Raw genomic sequence first — 15,412 nt, 5'->3', positions numbered from 1 at the left:
CGTCAGGACGAGGGCACGCCCGTCGGCAGGCCGGTGGGCAGCCCCTCCGGCAGCTGGCCGTCCTCGCTCTTCTTCAGCGTGTCCTTCTTGCCCGCGTCCCAGGAGATGACCAGCGTCGTCCCGTCGTTGGACTCGACCGAGCCCATCGTGCGGTCGGTGTTCCCGTCCGCGCACTTGAGCGACAGCGTCTGCTTCCCCATGTCCTGCACCTCGCCGGTGCAGGCGTGACCGTCGGCGAGCAGCGCCGCCTTGCCCTGCGTGACGGACAGGGCGACCGGCTTGCCGTCGCTCATGCCCGTCCAGGTGCCCTCGACGTCCCGGGGCCTGCCCTCGCCCCCGCCGGTGCCGCCGGACTCGGTGGGTGCGGCCGACGCCTTGTCGCCCTTGCCGGTGTCGTCGCTCTCGCTGCTGCCGCAGCCGGTCAGAGCGAGGGCCGCGACGAGGCCTGCCGCGGCGGCCGACATGCGTACGAGCTTGTGCACTGTTCTGTCCCCCTGTGACCACGGGCGAACGCGCCCGCGGACCTGGTTGGTTGCAAGACCGCGCCAAGCTACCAGGACGACTTGCGGATCCCTGGGAGGAATCCGGCGTGGGCCTGCTCACGCATCCGGACCCTGGAGAGTCCGAACTTCCGCAGGTGGCCGCGAGGCCGGCCGTCGACGCTGTCGCGGTTGCGCAGCCGGGTCGCGCTGGCGTCCCGCGGCTGACGCCGCAACTCGGCCTGGGCAGCGGCCCGTTCGGCGTCCGTGCCGGCGGGCCTGCGGATGATCTCCTTCAGCTCCGCGCGGCGCGCGGCGTACCGCTCGACGACGGTCCTGCGGTGCTCGTTGCGGGCGACCTTGCTCTTCTTGGCCATCAGACCTTCACTCCCCGCGCGCGGATCCGGGTCACGGCGGCCTCGATGCCGATGGTGTCGACCGTCTTCACGGCGCGGGCGCTGAGCGTCAGTCGCACATGGCGGCCCTCGCTCGGCAGCCAGTAGCGCTTGCGCTGGATGTTGGGGTCGAAGCGGCGTGATGTGCGCCGGTGGGAGTGGGAGATCCGGTTGCCGAAGCCGGGCTTCGACCCGGTCAGCATGCAGTGGGCGGACATGGGTGATGCACCTCTCGTCGAGTCATTTGGTAATGGAAACCATTTCCATATACTACCCGCATGGCTCGCAACGAACTCCGCCCGGTCATCAAGCTCCGCTCCACCGCGGGCACCGGCTACACCTACGTCACCCGCAAGAACCGTCGTAACGACCCCGACCGCCTGACGCTGCGCAAGTACGACCCGGTCGCCGGCCGCCACGTCGACTTCCGAGAGGAGCGCTGACCCATGAAGCCCGGTATCCACCCTCCGTACGCGCCCGTCGTCTTCCGCGACAAGGTCGCGAACTTCGCGATCCTCACCCGCTCGACCGCCACCAGTGACAAGACGATCGAGTGGGAGGACGGCAACACCTACCCGGTCGTCGACGTCGAGATCTCCTCGGCGAGCCACCCCTTCTACACGGGCCAGGCGCGCGTCCTCGACACCGCCGGACGCGTCGAGCGGTTCGAGCGCCGCTACGGCCGGCGCGAGGGCCGCTGATGCTGCCCGTCGCGATCGTCGCCGGGCTGCACGCCGACGCCCGCCGCGCGACCGTGGACCGCCTGCTCTCCGCGGTGTCCGGCAGCGTCGCGCTCCACCACGACCTCTCCACGGCGGAGCGGGGCACCGTGGTGCGCACGGTCCGCGACGCGTTCCGCGTCCGCGACACCGGCGAGACTCCGCTGGTCAACGACTGCGCCTGCTGCGCGCTGCGCGAGGACCTGGTGCCCGAGCTGGTACGGCTCGCCGACGACGGCGCGACCCGCCTCGCGATCGTCGAGCTGTGGGACTCCGTGGAGCCCAAGGCGATGGCCGAGGTCGTCGCAGCGCACGGCGGCGAGCGGCTCGCCGTCACCTCGGTGATGTGCGCCGTCGACCCCGCACTGCTCCTGCCCTACCTCGGCAACGGCGACGACCTCGCCGAGGCCGGGCTCGCCGCGGCCGCCACGGACCAGCGCACGATCGCCGACACCTGGGCGCGGCAGCTGGAGTACGCGCCGGTGATCGCCGTGGTCGAGAGCGAGGACGCCGACGAGGAGGACCGCGCGCTGCTGACCCAGCTTCATCCGACCGCGCGCCGCATTCCCGTCGGCTCGGACGAACTCGCCGCCGCTGCCCTCGCCGGCTTCGACGTGGAGGTGGCCGCGGCAGCCCAGCACCCGGCCTGTGCGCTGCTTCCGCAGGAGGCGGACGAGTGCGGGGTGACCACCTACGTCTGGCACCGCGCCCGTCCCTTCCACCCGGGACGGCTCTACGCCGCGCTGGAGGACCTGACCTGCGCAGCCGCCCGCAGCCGCGGCCGGTTCTGGCTCGCCGACCGGCCGGACACGCTGCTGGCGTGGGACGCCGCCGGGGGCGCGCTGTGCGTCGAGAGCGCGGGCCCCTGGCTCGCCTCGCTGCCGGACGCCGCCTGGGACATGGTGCCGCCGGTTCGCCGGGCGGCCGCTGCCCTGGACTGGCACCCCGAGCACGGGGACTGCTGCCAGCACCTGGTCTTCACCTCGCCGGGCCTCGACCGCGACGGCCTGGAACTGCTCCTCGAATCCTGTCTGCTGACCGATGCCGAGTACGCCGCGGGCCGTGAGGCCTGGAAGCGGCTGCCGCCCGACTTCGACTCCCTCCTGGAGGTCTGACATGTCCCCCCGCCGCACCGACGCACGCAAGCCCCTGAAGTCGCGCCCGAACCCCCTGGACCAGGCCGGCATCACCTACATCGACTACAAGAACACCGACCTGCTGCGGAAGTTCGTCTCCGACCGCGGGAAGATCCGCAGCCGCCGGGTGACCCGCGTGACCGCGCAGCAGCAGCGCCTGCTCGCGCGCGCGATCAAGAACGCCCGGGAGATGGCCCTGCTGCCGTACTCGTCGTCCGCACGCTGAGAGTGCTGAGGCGCTGGGACCACAGTGCACCGCGCCCGTGCGGCCGGTGCGCGAGGGGGGAATCCGTAGTCACGAGAACACCGCCCGTGCACGTGCATCTGCCGATGCATCAGCCCATGCATCGGCATATGAACACAGCTATGATCCCGGATAGTTGACACCTGCACCTTGCACCCCGGGAGCGACTTGTGCACCACGTGTACAACGGCATGGCGGCCACGGAGCTTCAGGGAGTCGTCTGGCAGAAGAGCAGACACAGCAACTCGCAGGGCTCCTGCGTGGAATTCGCCAAGCTGCCCGGCGGTGATGTGGCGATGCGCAACTCGCGGCACCCGGAGGGTCCCGCACTTGTGTACACGCCCGCGGAGATAGAAGCGTTGCTTCTGGGGGTCAAGGACGGGGAATTCGACCACCTGGTCGCCTAGGCCCTGTCCGGCCGATCAGCCCGGCAGGATCGGCCGGACAGGGCCTGGGTGGTCGGGGCGGGCCGGCCCCCGATCCGGCCCGCCCCCGCGGGTCAGCCCAGGCGGAACAGCGCCCAGACGACCTTGCCGCGCAGCGAACCGGCGAGCGGGTGCCAGCCCCAGCCGTCGCTGAAGGAATCGACGAGGAACAGACCGCGTCCCGACTCCGCCGAGAAGTCCTCCTCGGACTCACGGGCGGCGGGCCCGTCATGGCTGGGATCGCGCACCGCGCAGACCAGTCGGCTCGTCCAGCGCATCAGGTGCAGCCGCACCGGCGGCTCCTTGGCACTCTCGCGCGGTGCCGCGTCGCAGGGCAGTGCGTGCCGCAGGGCGTTGGTGACGAGCTCGGAGACGACCAGGGCGACGTCGTCGAAGCGGTGGTTCAGCTCCCACTGGCCGAGCGTCGACCGGGTGAACTGACGTGCGCCGCGGACCGCTTCGTAGCGGGCGGGCAGAGCGCAGGAGACGGAGCTGGAGACGGCCGAGGGATCGATCGGTGGAAGGCCCTGCCGTAACGGCTCGAGCACGGTCGATCCATTCGTCCCCATGCGAGGCACTCCCCCGGGAATCGCGGCTGTGACGCTACAACACGAACGAGCGCGCAGGTGCGCGAGGACCATGGTTCCCAATGCGCAGGGCAGATGCAAGGGCAGATGCACGTGCACGCGCCCGGCCTGTCCGTCCCCGTGCCGGTTCTTGCTCATTTCTTCCACGATTTACTTCCGGCCCGTGCTCACCGCCTTCTCATTTCCGTAACCGGACGTGTACGGGCTGAAGCGTTTTGGTGGCAGAATCCGGCTCTTGGGTTCGGGGGGACCCTTCGTGGAGGATCGGTCTGCGCCGAAGTGGCGCGGAGATGGGGAGGGTTGAAGTCGTGGCGGCAGGTGAGGCGGCGGCGGGAGCAGCGTTGTCGGGGTACCCCGGCGGCGAAGGTCCGGGCGGAGGCTCGGTGGTGCGGCGCATCCTGCTGGGCTCACAGCTCAGAAGGCTCAGGGAGTCCCGCGGCATCACCCGGGAGGCCGCCGGATACGCGATCCGCGCGTCCGAATCCAAGATCAGCCGCATGGAGCTGGGCCGGGTGAGCTTCAAGGCGCGGGACGTCGAGGATCTGCTCACGCTCTACGGGGTCGCCGACGAGACGGAGCGCCGGTCCCTCCTCGGCCTCGCCAAGGAGGCCAACGTCGCCGGATGGTGGCACAGCTTCGGCGACGTGCTGCCCGGCTGGTTCCAGACGTACATCGGCCTCGAAGGCGCCGCCTCCCTCATCCGTATCTACGAGGTGCAGTTCGTGCACGGTCTGCTCCAGACCGAGTCGTACGCCCACGCCGTCGTCATCCGCGGCATGCCCGACGCCCCCGCCGCCGAGATCGACCGCCGCGTCGCCCTGCGCCTGGAGCGCCAGAAGGCCCTCGTCTCCGAGCACGCCCCGCGGCTGCACGTGGTGCTCGACGAGGCGGCGCTGCGCCGGCCCTACGGCGACCGGGCGGTGATGCAGGGGCAGCTGAGGCATCTCATCGAGGTCTCCGAACAGCCCAACATCACGCTCCAGGTGATGCCGTTCAGCTTCGGCGGTCACGCGGGCGAGAGCGGCGCGTTCACGATGCTGCGCTTCCCCGAGTCGGACCTCTCCGACATCGTCTACCTGGAGCAGCTGACGAGCGCGCTCTACCTGGACAAGCGCGAGGAAGTGGCCCACTACGAGCGGGTGATGCGGCGCCTGGAGGAGGACAGCCCGGATGCCGCGGAGACCCGTGACCTTCTCCGGGGCCTCCTTCAACTCACCTGAAACACAAGTACGATGACGCCACATCAGGCTCGGACCATCTGACTTCTGTGCTTCTGCCGGCCACAGCCGCGTATGCCTCTGGAGCGATCACATGTCCTTCTTCAGTGAACTGGCCCTTCAGTACATAGACGGCGAGTGGAGGCCGGGCAGCGGCTCCTGGGACATCATCGACTTCAATCCGTTCGACGGGGAGAAGCTGGCGTCCGTCACCGTGGCCACCGCGGCCGAGGTCGACCAGGCGTACCGCGCCGCCGAGCGCGCGCAGGAGGCCTGGGCCGAGACCAACCCGTACACCCGCCGGCTGGTCTTCGAGCGCGCCCTGCGGATCATCGAGGACCGCGAGCAGGAGATCACCGAGACGATCATTGCGGAGCTCGGCGGCACGCATCTGAAGGCGGCGTTCGAGCTGCACCTCGCCAAGGAGTTCCTGCGCGAGGCGATCCAGCTCGCCCTGCGTCCCGAGGGTCGCATCCTGCCCTCCCCGGTCGACGGCAAGGAGAACAGGGTCTACCGCGTCCCGGTCGGCGTGGTCGGTGTCATCAGCCCGTTCAACTTCCCGTTCCTGCTCTCGCTCAAGTCGGTCGCCCCGGCGCTCGCCCTCGGCAATGCCGTCGTCCTCAAGCCGCATCAGAACACGCCGATATGCGGCGGCTCCCTGGTCGCCAAGGTGTTCGAGGACGCGGGCCTGCCCGCCGGCCTGCTGAACGTGGTCATCACCGACATCGCCGAGATCGGCGACGCCCTGCTGGAGCACCCGGTCCCCAAAGCCATCTCCTTCACCGGCTCCGACAAGGTGGGCCGCCACGTCGCCACCGTCTGCGCCGCGAACTTCAAGCACGCCATCCTCGAACTGGGCGGCAACAGCGCGCTGATCGTCCTCGACGACGCCGACATCGACTACGCGGTCGACGCGGCGGTCTTCAGCCGCTACGTGCACCAGGGCCAGGTCTGCATGGCGGCCAACCGGATCCTGGTCGACCGTTCGGTCCAGCAGGAGTTCACCGAGAAGTTCGTCGCCAAGGTGAAGACGCTGAAGGTGGGCGACCCGGCCGACCCGACGACCCACATCGGCCCGCTGATCAACTCCTCGCAGGCCGAGGCGGTCTCCTCGCTTGTCGAGCAGACGGTCGAGGCGGGCGCGACGGCGCTGCTGCACGGTGCGACGGACGGCAACCTGGTCGCGCCCTCGGTCCTCACGGACCTCCCGGCCGGCTCACCCGTCCTCACCCAGGAGATCTTCGGCCCGGTCGCCCTGGTCATCCCGTTCGACGGCGAGGACGAGGCGGTACGGATCGCCAACGACAGCCCGTACGGCCTCAGCGGCGCCGTGCACACGGCCGACATCGAGCGCGGTGTCCGGCTCGCCAAGCGGGTGCGCACCGGCATGATCCACATCAACGACGGCACCGTGCACGACGAGCCGATCGTCCCCTTCGGCGGCGAGAAGCAGTCCGGCGTCGGGCGGCTGAACGGCGACTCGATGCTGGACGCGTTCACGACCCAGAAGTGGATCTCGGTGCAGCACGGCCGCTCGCGGTTCCCGTTCTGACATTTCCTCCGCGCCACGGACCCTTGAGGACAGAAGCTGTCCGCAAGGGTCCGTAGCGTACGGGGTGTCGGGAGAGCGGCGGACGGGCCGCCTCCCCCGAGTCCGGAAGGCGGACATCATGGTCACTCACGTTCCCGCGGAAGCCCATGGCGACGAGCGAGGAGCGCTGCTGTCCTTCGTGGAGGAGCAGCGGGGCGGAATCCGCCGTGCGGTGCTCGGACTGACGGAGGAGCAGGCCGCTTCCCGGCCGACCGCGAGCGAGCTGTCGCTGTCCGGTCTGATCAAGCACGTCGCCGAGGTGGAGCTGCAATGGCTCCGGCTGGCGCAGCAGCGGCCCAATGAGAAGCAGCGCACCCGGGACACGTGGGCGGAGGGCTTCCGCCTGGCCGGTGACGAGACGGTCCCCGGCATGCTGGAGTTCTGGGCCTCGGTGGCCAAGGAGACGGAGGAGTTCATCCGCTCGGTGCCCAGCCTAGACGACACCTTCCCGCTGCCGCCCGCGCCCTGGTTCCCCAAGGACGGCAGGGTCTCCATGCGCTGGATGCTGCTGCACCTGATCCGTGAGACCGCGCGACACGCCGGCCACGCCGACATCATCCGCGAGTCCCTGGACGGCAAGGGCGCCTTCGACCTGGTAGCCCTGGAGCAGGGCGGCGGCGTCTGAAGCACGCCTGACCCGCGTACCCTAGTCAAACTTGAACAGGAGGTACGCGGATGTCGGCGATCCGGCTACTGGTCCTGGGCGCCGTGCGCCAGCACGGCAGGGCGCACGGCTACCAGGTCCGGAGCGACCTCGAGTACTGGGGCGCGCACGAGTGGTCGAACGCCAAACCCGGCTCGATCTACCACGCGCTCAAGCACATGGCCAAGCAGGGACTGCTGCACGCGCACGACACCGAGCCGTCGACCGCCGGCGGCCCGCCGCGTACCGAGTACGAGATCACGGACAAGGGCACGCAGGAGTACTTCGCCCTCCTGCGCGAGTCCCTGACCGCCTACGACCAGAAGCCGGACGTGCTCTCGGCGGCCCTCGGCTTCATCGTGGACCTGCCGCGCGCCGAGGCGGTGGAGCTGCTCCGGCAGCGGGTGCGGAGCATCGAGGAGTGGCGGTCGTCGGTGACCGGCTACTACACGCCCGAGGCGGGTCCCGAATCCCTCGGCCACATCGGCGAGATCATGAACCTGTGGGTGACCCAGGCGGACTCCGGCGCCGAGTGGACCCGGGGCCTGATCGCGCGGATCGAGTCCGGCGCGTACACGTTCGCGGGGGAGGGCGCCCCGTTCGTCGGCGTCCTCGGCGAGGGCGAGGAGAACCCGTACGCGACCGGTGAGTCCCACGCGGAGGACGACCGGTAGCCGTCAGTGGTGGAAGGCCGTCGCCCGCGCCGTGTCCTTGCCGAGCGGCGCCGTCTGCTCCCGCAGCTCCGGCAGCAGCCTCCGCACGTCCTCCAGCAACAGCTCCGCCAGGTCGGCCGAGAAGCCGTTGCGGCACACCACCCGCAGCACCGAGAGGTCCTCCCGGTTCGCCGGGAAGGTGTACGCGGGCACCAGCCAGCCGCGCTCCCGCAGCCGCCGGGAGACGTCGAACACGTCGAAGCGCGAGATGCCCGGCGCCGTGGTGAACGCGAACACCGGCAGCTCGTCCCCGTGCGTCAGCAGCCGGAAGTCGTCCAGCTCACCGATCCGCCGCGCGAGCTCCCGCGCCACGTCCCGCGCCGCCTGCTGCACGGCCCGGTAGCCCTCGCGCCCCAGCCGCAGGAACGTGTAGTACTGCGCCACCACCTGCGCGCCGGGCCGGGAGAAGTTGAGCGCGAAGGTCGGCATGTCGCCGCCCAGGTAGTTGACCCGGAAGACCAGTTCCTCGGGCAGGTGGGCCGGCGAGCGCCACAGCGCCCAGCCGACCCCCGGGTAGACCAGCCCGTACTTGTGACCCGAGGTGTTGATCGAGGCCACCCGCGGCAGCCGGAAGTCCCAGACCAGTTCCTCGTCGAGGAACGGCGCCACCATCGCCCCGGACGCGCCGTCGACATGGACGGGGACGTCGAGGCCCGTGCGCTTCTGGAGCGCGTCCAGCGCGGCGCAGACCTCGGCGACGGGCTCGTAGGACCCGTCGAAGGTCGAGCCCAGGACGGCGACGACTCCGATGGTGTTCTCGTCGCACAGCGCGGCGGCCGCCTCGGGATCGAGGTGGAAGCGGTCGCCGTCCATCGGCACCTGGCGCGCCTCCACCTCCCAGAAGGTGCAGAACTTCTCCCAGCAGACCTGCACATTGACGCCCATCACCAGGTTGGGCCGGGCGCTCGCGGGATAGCGGTCGGCGTTCCGCCGCGCCCAGCGCCGCTTGAGTGCCATCCCCGCGAGCATGCACGCCTCGCTCGACCCGGTCGTCGAGCAGCCCACGGCCGCGGCCGGGTCCGGGGCGTGCCACAGGTCCGCGAGCATCGCGACACAGCGGCGCTCCAGCTCCGCGGTGCGCGGGTACTCGTCCTTGTCGATCATGTTCTTGTCCCGGCACTCGCTCATCAGGATCCCGGCCTGGGGCTCCATCCAGGTGGTGACGAAGGTGGCGAGGTTGAGCCGGGAGTTCCCGTCGAGCATCAGCTCGTCGTGCACGAGCTGGTAGGCGGTGGAGGGCGGCAGCGGGCCGTCCGGGAGGCGGTGCGTGGGCGGGGCCGCCGCCATGCCGCCGACCGGATCCGCCTCGCCGAAGAACGGGTTGAGCGCCAGCCTGCGCCGGTCCGGCCCGCCGTCGGCGGACACGCCCTGGTGAAGTGCCATGGGACTCAGGCTCACCCGGACTTGCACCTCACGCAACGTGAGGCAGCAGCCTTGGACGCGTCACGGAAAAGAAGGAGCGGAAGCCATGAGCTACTCCGTGGGAGAGGTCGCCCGTTTCGCCGGCGTCACGGTGCGCACCCTGCACCACTACGACGGGATCGGGCTGCTCAGCCCGGGCGGGCGCAGCCACGCAGGTCACCGGCGGTACGACGACGCCGACCTGGACCGGCTGCAGCAGATCCTCTTCTACCGGGAGCTCGGCTTCCCGCTCGACGAGGTGGCGGCACTCCTCGACGACCCGGACGCGGACCCGCAGGAGCACCTGCGGCGGCAGCACGAGTTGCTGTCGGCCCGGATCACCCGGCTGAAGGAGATGGCTGCCGCCGTGGAGCGAGCCATGGAGGCGAAGAAGATGGGCATCAACCTCACGCCCGAGGAGAAGTTCGAGGTCTTCGGGGACTTCGACCCCGACGACTACGCGGAGGAGGTCGTACAGCGCTGGGGCGACACCGACGCCTACAAGGAGTCGGCGCGTCGGTCGGCGTCGTACACGAAGGAGGACTGGCAGCGCATCCAGCGCGAGGGCGACGAGATCACCGGGCGCTTCGTGGCGCTGATGGAGGCGGGGGAGGAGGCGGGGTCCGAGGCCGCGATGGACGTGGCCGAGGAGCACCGCCGGTGGATCTCCCGCAACCACTACGCGTGCTCGTACGAGATGCACACCTGCCTCGGCGAGATGTACGTCACGGACGAGCGCTTCACCCGCAACATCGACAAGGCGAAGCAGGGCCTGGCCGCCTACGAACGCGACGCCATCCTCGCGAACGCCACCCGGCACGCCTGACCGGGTGCCGCACGCGCCCGCCCGCCGGCGCGCTGTCCACGGCGGCCGGCCCCGGGCCGTGCGGCGCGCCCGAACTGGGTGGCAAGCGCCCGCAGGCCGGCCGCGGGCCGCATTGCGCCTGCCGGCGCGCTGTCCACGGCGGACGGCCCCGCGCCGCCGCGCCGCCGCAGTGGCCGGCCCCGGGTGGCGCACGCGCGCGCCCGCGCCCCGTCCATAGCGGCCCGCCACGGGCCGCCCGGCGCGCCTGGCCGGTGCCGGCCGTTCGGGCAATGGTCATCCGTCGGCCACGTGCCCCCGGCCGGGCTTTGTCCCGGCCGTGGGCACAGGGCATCCTGAGCGGGCCGTGGAACGCGGCGGCAGCCCGGGCCGTTGATAGCTTTGGCCCGTCCTCGCACGCCGTACACCGCCCGGCGCATCGCCCGACTACCCACTCAGGAGCCCGGACCTCGTGAACACCCTTGCGCTCGGACCGAGCTGGCTCGACCCGGACTATCTGATCACCACCTTCGGACTGATCGGTGTCCTCGTCATCGTCTTCGCCGAGTCCGGCCTGCTGATCGGCTTCTTCCTGCCGGGCGACTCGCTGCTGTTCACCACCGGCCTGCTGGTGACCACCGACGTGATCAAGCAGCCCCTCTGGCTGGTCTGCACCCTCGTCGTGCTCGCCGCGATCATCGGCGACCAGGTCGGCTATCTCTTCGGCCGCAAGGTCGGCCCAGCCCTCTTCAAGCGCCCGGACTCCAAGCTCTTCAAGCAGGAGAACGTGGAGAAGGCCCACGAATTCTTCGAGAAGTACGGCCCCAAGTCGCTGGTCCTGGCCCGCTTCGTGCCCATCGTGCGCACGTTCACGCCGATCATCGCCGGCGTGAGCCGGATGAACTACCGCTCGTTCGTCACGTTCAACATCATCGGCGGTGTGCTGTGGGGCGCCGGCGTCACGCTGCTCGGCGCCGCGCTCGGCAAGGTCGACTTCGTCCACAAGAACATCGAGGCGATCCTGATCCTGATCGTGCTGATCTCGGTGCTCCCGATCGTGATCGAGTTCCTGCGCGCCCGCTCCAGGAACAAGAAGGAGGCCGCCGCAGCCTCCGCCGACGGCGCCGACGTGTCGTCGGCCCGCGGCCGCCACGCCAAGCGCTGAGCGCGGCAGCCCGTTCCCCGGCCGGTCAGAAGCCGCGCGTCCGCTTGGCCGCGCGGCGTCCGCCGGGCGGCTCCGCGCCCGGCACACCCACGGCTCCCGGCACACGCAGGAAGAGCCGGGAGATCTCCGCGCCCAGGTTCACCCCGATCGCGATGGCGAGCGCCAGCGCCGCCGCCTTGCTGAGCGAGGCGAGCCCCGTGTTCAGCTCGCCCCGGGCGATCGACAGCAGCCCGAAGTAGGTGGCGCTGCCCGGCAGCAGCGGCCCGATCGCGGCCGTGAGGTACGGCAGGGCCGAGGCGAACCGGTAGCGGGAGAGCATCTGGCCGAACAGGCCCACCAGCCCGGCCGCCAGGGCCGTCGCGGCCACCGGGGAGACGTCGGCGGTGTCGGCGAGCGCCCCGTAGACGACCCAGGCGACTCCGCCGTTGAGCGTCGCCAGCCACACGGTGTTGCGCTCCTGCTGGAGCATCACGGCGAAGCACAGGGACAGCATCATCGCCGCCAGCGTCTGCACCACCGGCCGCTCCACGGTGTGGATGGCGGTCTCCGGCTGGAGCCCGGCATCGAGCGCGAAGCCGAGATACAGCACGCTCAGCACCCCGACGACGATGCCGACGACCAGGTAGCCGACCTCCAGCAGGCGGGCCGCGGCCGTGATGTAGAAGCCGGTCAGGCCGTCCTGCACACCGGCGACCAGCGCCCGCCCAGGAATCAGCGCGAACAGCCCACCGGTGATCACCGCGGACGCCCGCACATCCAGCGGCGACAGCGTCAGCGCCACACCCACCGCGGCGGGCGGCATCGCCGCCACCACGAACTGGTAGAACTCCGGCAGCCCGCGCCCGGCGGCCAGCCAGGCCAGCCGGTCGCCGAGCATCGCGCCCACCGCGGCCGCCAGGAACACCGTCAGATCACCGCCGACGAGCACCGACGCCGCACCGGCCAGCACGCCACCGGCCAGCGTGAGCGCCCAGCCCGGGTACGGGTGCCGGTTCCTGCGGATCTCCGCCAGCCGCCGGTACGCCTCCTCGAGCGTGACGTCCGACTCGTCGACGCTGATGTCGTGGACCAGCCGGTAGACCGCGGCGAGCCGCGTGTAGTCGGTGCCCCGCCGCCGCACCGTGCGGTTGGCCGTCACGGGGTCGTCGACGAGGGACGGCTGATAGGTGATCGACAGCAGGGTGAACGTGACGGTCGGCTCGCAGCGGTCCAGCCCGTACGAGCGCGAGATCGCGAACATCGCAGCCTCGACGTCCTCGGCCCCCTCGCCGCCCGCGAGCAGCAGCTCGCCGATACGCAGGGTCAGGTCGAGCACGCGCGGCACGGCGGGACCGGCCTCGTCCTGCCGGTGCGCGGTCTCCGGCACGGGCCGCTCGCCCACCGGCATCCGCAGCATGGCCCGCATCCGGTCCTGCCAGGGCGCGTCCTTGGTGAGCCGTACGACGGGGACGCCGTGGGCCGGGGTGAAGGCCGGCGGGGAGCTCCGGGCGCTGTACGTGCTGGGCGGGGCGAACGCCGACCCCTCCGGCTCCGGCGGCGGCTCGGGCAGGAGCCCCTCGGGCACCGCGAACTCCGAGCTGGGGTGGTCCTCCTCGTGCGCTTCCGGCTGCTCCACCCCCGCGGGCGGAGCGAAGGCGCTGTGCGCCTCGTCGGACTGAGGCTTCCGGTCTTCCGGACCCTCGGGCTCCGCCATATCCGCCTGTCCTCGCTCCCTCTCGCACCAGCCCTGTGTCCGGCCCTCCTGCCCAGTATGGGCACGGCCGTGGCGTGCTACGCGACGCGGGCGGGACACCGAGGTGTCCCGCCCGCGTCAGGGCTTCGTGCGAGCGGCGTCAGTGCGCGCCGCCCTGCGCCTCCAGGCGCTTGAAGGAGGCCTCGATCTCGGCCTCGGCCTCGGCGCGGCCGACCCAGTTGGCGCCCTCGACGGACTTGCCGGGCTCCAGGTCCTTGTAGACCTCGAAGAAGTGCTGGATCTCCAGGCGGTCGAACTCGGACACGTGGTGGATGTCGCGCAGGTGCTCCACGCGCGGGTCGGACGCCGGCACGCACAGCAGCTTGTCGTCGCCGCCCGCCTCGTCCGTCATCCGGAACATGCCGATGGCGCGGCACTTGATCAGGCAGCCCGGGAAGGTCGGCTCGTCGAGAATGACCAGCGCGTCCAGCGGGTCGCCGTCCTCGCCGAGGGTGTTCTCGACGAAGCCGTAGTCCGCCGGGTAGCTGGTCGAGGTGAAGAGTCGACGGTCCAGGCGGATCCGACCGGTCTCGTGGTCCACCTCGTACTTGTTCCGCGAACCCTTCGGGATCTCGATGGTGACGTCGAACTCCACGGGTGGCTCCTCCATGATCAAGACATAGCAAGACGTGATTGACGGTGATTAAGTGTCCCTCACGCACATGCGTGATCGCGAAAGGGGCTGGTGCGGGGTGCCGAAGGTCAGGACGTGGCAGCTCGCGGCAGGTGCCGCCGTTGCCGGCCTCGCCCTCGCCGCCGGGGCGGTGGCCGCGGCGGGCCCCTGGGACTCGGGCCAGCGTAAGGCCGAGAGGCAGTGGGCGGTGGCCCACGACCCCATGGGTGGCGTACATCACGAACGGCCCGCGCCGAAACGCCCCGCCCCCGCCCCCAGCGCACCTGCCGTGCTCACCGCTCTGGGCGGCCCGCGGACCGCGTCCGCGAAGGCCCCCGCGACCGCCCCGGCCGACCTCGCGAGGAGACTGGGACCGCTGCTCGGCGACCCCGGCCTCGGACCGTCGCCGACCGCCTGCGTGGTCGACCTCGGCACCGGGGAGCGGCTGTACGGCAAGGGGGCGACGGCTCCCATGACCCCGGCCTCCACCGTGAAGATCGCCACGGCCGCCGCCGCCCTGAGCGCGCTCGGACCCGACCACCGCATCCCCACCACGGTCGTCGCGACCGCCGAGGGGAAGGAGATCACCCTCGTCGGCGGCGGCGACGCCACCCTCGACCGGACCCGGCTCGCGAGCCTCGCCGACCGCACGGCCCGCGTCCTGCGGGACCGGGGCGCCGGCGCCGTCCGCCTCACTCACGACACCTCGCTCTACGCGGGGCCCCTGCTGCATCCCATCGGTCCCAACGACAACATCGCCCCGGTCAGCGCCCTCATGGTCGACCAGGGGCGGAACGACCCGAAGAGCACCGGCGCCGCCACCCGCACCGCCGACCCGGCCGGTGAGGCCGCCCGCGTCTTCGCGACGATGCTCGAGGAGCGGGGCGTGCACATCAGCGGCGGCCCGCGCCCCGGCCGCGCGGCCGCCGAGGCCGTCCCGCTGGCCCAGGTCCTCTCCGCGCCCCTCTCGGCCGTCGTCGAACGCATGCTGACCAGCAGCGACAACGACATCGCCGAGTCGCTCGCCCGCCAGACCGCGATCGCCACGGGCGGGAAGGCCGACTTCGCCGGCGCCGGACAGGCCGTCACCGGACAGCTGCGCCGGCTCCAGCTGCCGCTGGCCGGTGCCCGGTTCGCCGACGGGAGTGGCCTCAGCAGGCACGACAAGGTCTCCGCCGCCCTGCTGACCGCCCTGCTCGCCCGCTCCGGCGACCCGGCCCACCCCGAACTGCGCCCGGTCCTCACCGGCCTCCCCGTCGCGGGTTTCACCGGCACCCTGGAGGACCGCTACGCACCCTCCTCCGCCGGCTCCGGCCTCGTGCGCGCCAAGACGGGGACGCTCTCCGGCGTCAACACCCTCGCCGGCACCGTCGTTGCCCCGGGCGGCCGACTCCTCGGCTTCGCCTTCCTCGCCGGCGGCACCCCCTCGCGGGACGCGGCCCAGGCCGCCCTCGACCGCCTCGCGGCGTCCCTCGCCGGGTGACCGGCCGGGCCGGGCGGGCCGGAAGGGGGCGCCCCGACACCTGCACGCCCCGGCGGTCGAGAACGTA

At 71.4% G+C, this 15,412-nt stretch carries 19 protein-coding genes; 12 read left to right on the top strand and 7 right to left on the bottom strand.

The genetic code is table 11. The features are described from left to right. Positions 1-2: 2 nt before the first annotated feature. The 3 genes from ACF08N_RS19060 to rpmB form a co-directional block, all read right to left on the bottom strand. Positions 3-482: a hypothetical protein gene (locus ACF08N_RS19060; RefSeq protein WP_392325784.1), complete on the bottom strand. Its 480-nt coding sequence runs from the start codon at positions 480-482 to the stop codon at positions 3-5. A gap of 68 nt (positions 483-550) precedes the next feature. Further along, the gene (rpsN, locus tag ACF08N_RS19055; RefSeq protein WP_392325783.1) at positions 551-856 is read right to left on the bottom strand and encodes a 30S ribosomal protein S14; all 306 of its coding nucleotides are present in this window, start codon (positions 854-856) and stop codon (positions 551-553) included. Beyond that, the gene (gene rpmB, locus ACF08N_RS19050) at positions 856-1,092 is read right to left on the bottom strand and encodes a 50S ribosomal protein L28 (RefSeq protein ID WP_177149562.1); all 237 of its coding nucleotides are present in this window, start codon (positions 1,090-1,092) and stop codon (positions 856-858) included. Before rpmB ends, rpsN begins: the two co-directional genes overlap by 1 nt. Before the next feature lie 60 nt (positions 1,093-1,152). Between rpmB and rpmG the strand changes: the two genes are divergently transcribed. The 5 genes from rpmG (at position 1,153) to ACF08N_RS19025 (ending at position 3,380) form a co-directional block, all read left to right on the top strand. Further along, complete coding sequence (rpmG, locus tag ACF08N_RS19045) at positions 1,153-1,317, top strand: 50S ribosomal protein L33 (RefSeq protein WP_030361075.1); 165 nt, start codon at positions 1,153-1,155, stop codon at positions 1,315-1,317. Positions 1,318-1,320: 3 nt separating this feature from the next. After that, entirely contained in the window at positions 1,321-1,575 is a 255-nt protein-coding gene (locus ACF08N_RS19040) for a type B 50S ribosomal protein L31 (RefSeq protein ID WP_392325782.1), read from the top strand. Next, positions 1,575-2,708 (top strand): CobW family GTP-binding protein, encoded by a 1,134-nt coding sequence (locus ACF08N_RS19035; RefSeq protein ID WP_392325781.1) that lies wholly within the window; start codon positions 1,575-1,577, stop codon positions 2,706-2,708. The genes ACF08N_RS19040 and ACF08N_RS19035 overlap by 1 nt, the downstream gene beginning before the upstream one ends. A gap of 1 nt (position 2,709) precedes the next feature. Further along, positions 2,710-2,955 carry a 30S ribosomal protein S18 gene (gene rpsR, locus ACF08N_RS19030; RefSeq protein WP_392325780.1) on the top strand — a complete coding sequence of 82 codons (246 nt, stop codon included), beginning with the start codon at positions 2,710-2,712 and terminating at the stop codon, positions 2,953-2,955. 188 nt (positions 2,956-3,143) lie between these two features. Continuing rightward, on the top strand, positions 3,144-3,380 hold the full coding sequence (locus tag ACF08N_RS19025; RefSeq protein ID WP_356633955.1) for a DUF397 domain-containing protein: 237 nt from the start codon (positions 3,144-3,146) through the stop codon (positions 3,378-3,380). 92 nt (positions 3,381-3,472) lie between these two features. Here ACF08N_RS19025 and ACF08N_RS19020 read toward each other — a convergent pair whose 3' ends face one another. Continuing rightward, the gene (locus tag ACF08N_RS19020) at positions 3,473-3,967 is read right to left on the bottom strand and encodes an ATP-binding protein (RefSeq protein ID WP_392325779.1); all 495 of its coding nucleotides are present in this window, start codon (positions 3,965-3,967) and stop codon (positions 3,473-3,475) included. Between the two features lie 308 nt (positions 3,968-4,275). On the opposite strand from ACF08N_RS19020, the gene ACF08N_RS19015 reads away from it, so the two are divergent. The 4 genes from ACF08N_RS19015 to ACF08N_RS19000 all read left to right on the top strand — a co-directional run bounded on the left by ACF08N_RS19015 (position 4,276) and on the right by ACF08N_RS19000 (position 8,110). Then, a complete protein-coding gene (locus tag ACF08N_RS19015; RefSeq protein WP_392325778.1) occupies positions 4,276-5,205 on the top strand; it encodes a helix-turn-helix domain-containing protein in 930 nt (309 codons plus the stop codon). Positions 5,206-5,296: 91 nt separating this feature from the next. Further along, positions 5,297-6,754, top strand: a complete 1,458-nt coding sequence (locus ACF08N_RS19010; protein WP_392325777.1) for an aldehyde dehydrogenase family protein — start codon at positions 5,297-5,299, stop codon at positions 6,752-6,754. 118 nt (positions 6,755-6,872) lie between these two features. Then, positions 6,873-7,418: a DinB family protein gene (locus tag ACF08N_RS19005; protein WP_392325776.1), complete on the top strand. Its 546-nt coding sequence runs from the start codon at positions 6,873-6,875 to the stop codon at positions 7,416-7,418. A gap of 50 nt (positions 7,419-7,468) precedes the next feature. After that, complete coding sequence (locus ACF08N_RS19000; RefSeq protein ID WP_392325775.1) at positions 7,469-8,110, top strand: PadR family transcriptional regulator; 642 nt, start codon at positions 7,469-7,471, stop codon at positions 8,108-8,110. A 3-nt stretch (positions 8,111-8,113) separates the two neighbouring features. On the opposite strand, the gene ACF08N_RS18995 is transcribed toward ACF08N_RS19000, so the two are convergent. Further along, positions 8,114-9,532 (bottom strand): glutamate decarboxylase, encoded by a 1,419-nt coding sequence (locus ACF08N_RS18995; RefSeq protein ID WP_392325774.1) that lies wholly within the window; start codon positions 9,530-9,532, stop codon positions 8,114-8,116. An 85-nt stretch (positions 9,533-9,617) separates the two neighbouring features. On the opposite strand from ACF08N_RS18995, the gene ACF08N_RS18990 reads away from it, so the two are divergent. After that, on the top strand, positions 9,618-10,376 hold the full coding sequence (locus tag ACF08N_RS18990; protein WP_392325773.1) for a MerR family transcriptional regulator: 759 nt from the start codon (positions 9,618-9,620) through the stop codon (positions 10,374-10,376). 448 nt (positions 10,377-10,824) lie between these two features. Next, positions 10,825-11,517, top strand: a complete 693-nt coding sequence (locus ACF08N_RS18985) for a DedA family protein (RefSeq protein ID WP_392325772.1) — start codon at positions 10,825-10,827, stop codon at positions 11,515-11,517. A 25-nt stretch (positions 11,518-11,542) separates the two neighbouring features. Here ACF08N_RS18985 and ACF08N_RS18980 read toward each other — a convergent pair whose 3' ends face one another. Next, a complete protein-coding gene (locus tag ACF08N_RS18980; protein ID WP_392325771.1) occupies positions 11,543-13,210 on the bottom strand; it encodes a threonine/serine exporter ThrE family protein in 1,668 nt (555 codons plus the stop codon). A gap of 139 nt (positions 13,211-13,349) precedes the next feature. Next, positions 13,350-13,844 (bottom strand): inorganic diphosphatase, encoded by a 495-nt coding sequence (locus ACF08N_RS18975; protein ID WP_017949744.1) that lies wholly within the window; start codon positions 13,842-13,844, stop codon positions 13,350-13,352. 67 nt (positions 13,845-13,911) lie between these two features. On the opposite strand from ACF08N_RS18975, the gene dacB reads away from it, so the two are divergent. Next, the gene (gene dacB, locus ACF08N_RS18970; protein WP_392325770.1) at positions 13,912-15,345 is read left to right on the top strand and encodes a D-alanyl-D-alanine carboxypeptidase/D-alanyl-D-alanine-endopeptidase; all 1,434 of its coding nucleotides are present in this window, start codon (positions 13,912-13,914) and stop codon (positions 15,343-15,345) included. The last annotated feature ends 67 nt before the right edge of the window (positions 15,346-15,412 follow it).

It is taken from the genome of Streptomyces sp. NPDC015127 (assembly GCF_043080095.1).
GTDB lineage: Bacteria > Actinomycetota > Actinomycetes > Streptomycetales > Streptomycetaceae > Streptomyces.
Note: the sequence above shows the minus strand (reverse complement) of the source record. Positions and strands in the feature narration are given on the sequence as shown.

Excerpts from the sequence above, each read along its gene's own strand:
- rpsN (WP_392325783.1), bottom strand. The coding sequence starts at position 856 with ATGGCCAAGAAGAGCAAGGTCGCCCGCAACGAGCACCGCAGGACCGTC.
- rpmB (WP_177149562.1), bottom strand. The coding sequence starts at position 1,092 with ATGTCCGCCCACTGCATGCTGACCGGGTCGAAGCCCGGCTTCGGCAAC.
- rpmG (WP_030361075.1), top strand. The coding sequence starts at position 1,153 with ATGGCTCGCAACGAACTCCGCCCGGTCATCAAGCTCCGCTCCACCGCG.
- ACF08N_RS19040 (WP_392325782.1), top strand. The coding sequence starts at position 1,321 with ATGAAGCCCGGTATCCACCCTCCGTACGCGCCCGTCGTCTTCCGCGAC.
- ACF08N_RS19035 (WP_392325781.1), top strand. The coding sequence starts at position 1,575 with ATGCTGCCCGTCGCGATCGTCGCCGGGCTGCACGCCGACGCCCGCCGC.
- rpsR (WP_392325780.1), top strand. The coding sequence starts at position 2,710 with ATGTCCCCCCGCCGCACCGACGCACGCAAGCCCCTGAAGTCGCGCCCG.
- ACF08N_RS19020 (WP_392325779.1), bottom strand. The coding sequence starts at position 3,967 with ATGGGGACGAATGGATCGACCGTGCTCGAGCCGTTACGGCAGGGCCTT.
- ACF08N_RS19015 (WP_392325778.1), top strand. The coding sequence starts at position 4,276 with ATGGGGAGGGTTGAAGTCGTGGCGGCAGGTGAGGCGGCGGCGGGAGCA.
- ACF08N_RS19010 (WP_392325777.1), top strand. The coding sequence starts at position 5,297 with ATGTCCTTCTTCAGTGAACTGGCCCTTCAGTACATAGACGGCGAGTGG.
- ACF08N_RS19005 (WP_392325776.1), top strand. The coding sequence starts at position 6,873 with ATGGTCACTCACGTTCCCGCGGAAGCCCATGGCGACGAGCGAGGAGCG.
- ACF08N_RS19000 (WP_392325775.1), top strand. The coding sequence starts at position 7,469 with ATGTCGGCGATCCGGCTACTGGTCCTGGGCGCCGTGCGCCAGCACGGC.
- ACF08N_RS18995 (WP_392325774.1), bottom strand. The coding sequence starts at position 9,532 with ATGGCACTTCACCAGGGCGTGTCCGCCGACGGCGGGCCGGACCGGCGC.
- ACF08N_RS18990 (WP_392325773.1), top strand. The coding sequence starts at position 9,618 with ATGAGCTACTCCGTGGGAGAGGTCGCCCGTTTCGCCGGCGTCACGGTG.
- ACF08N_RS18980 (WP_392325771.1), bottom strand. The coding sequence starts at position 13,210 with ATGGCGGAGCCCGAGGGTCCGGAAGACCGGAAGCCTCAGTCCGACGAG.
- dacB (WP_392325770.1), top strand. The coding sequence starts at position 13,912 with ATGCGTGATCGCGAAAGGGGCTGGTGCGGGGTGCCGAAGGTCAGGACG.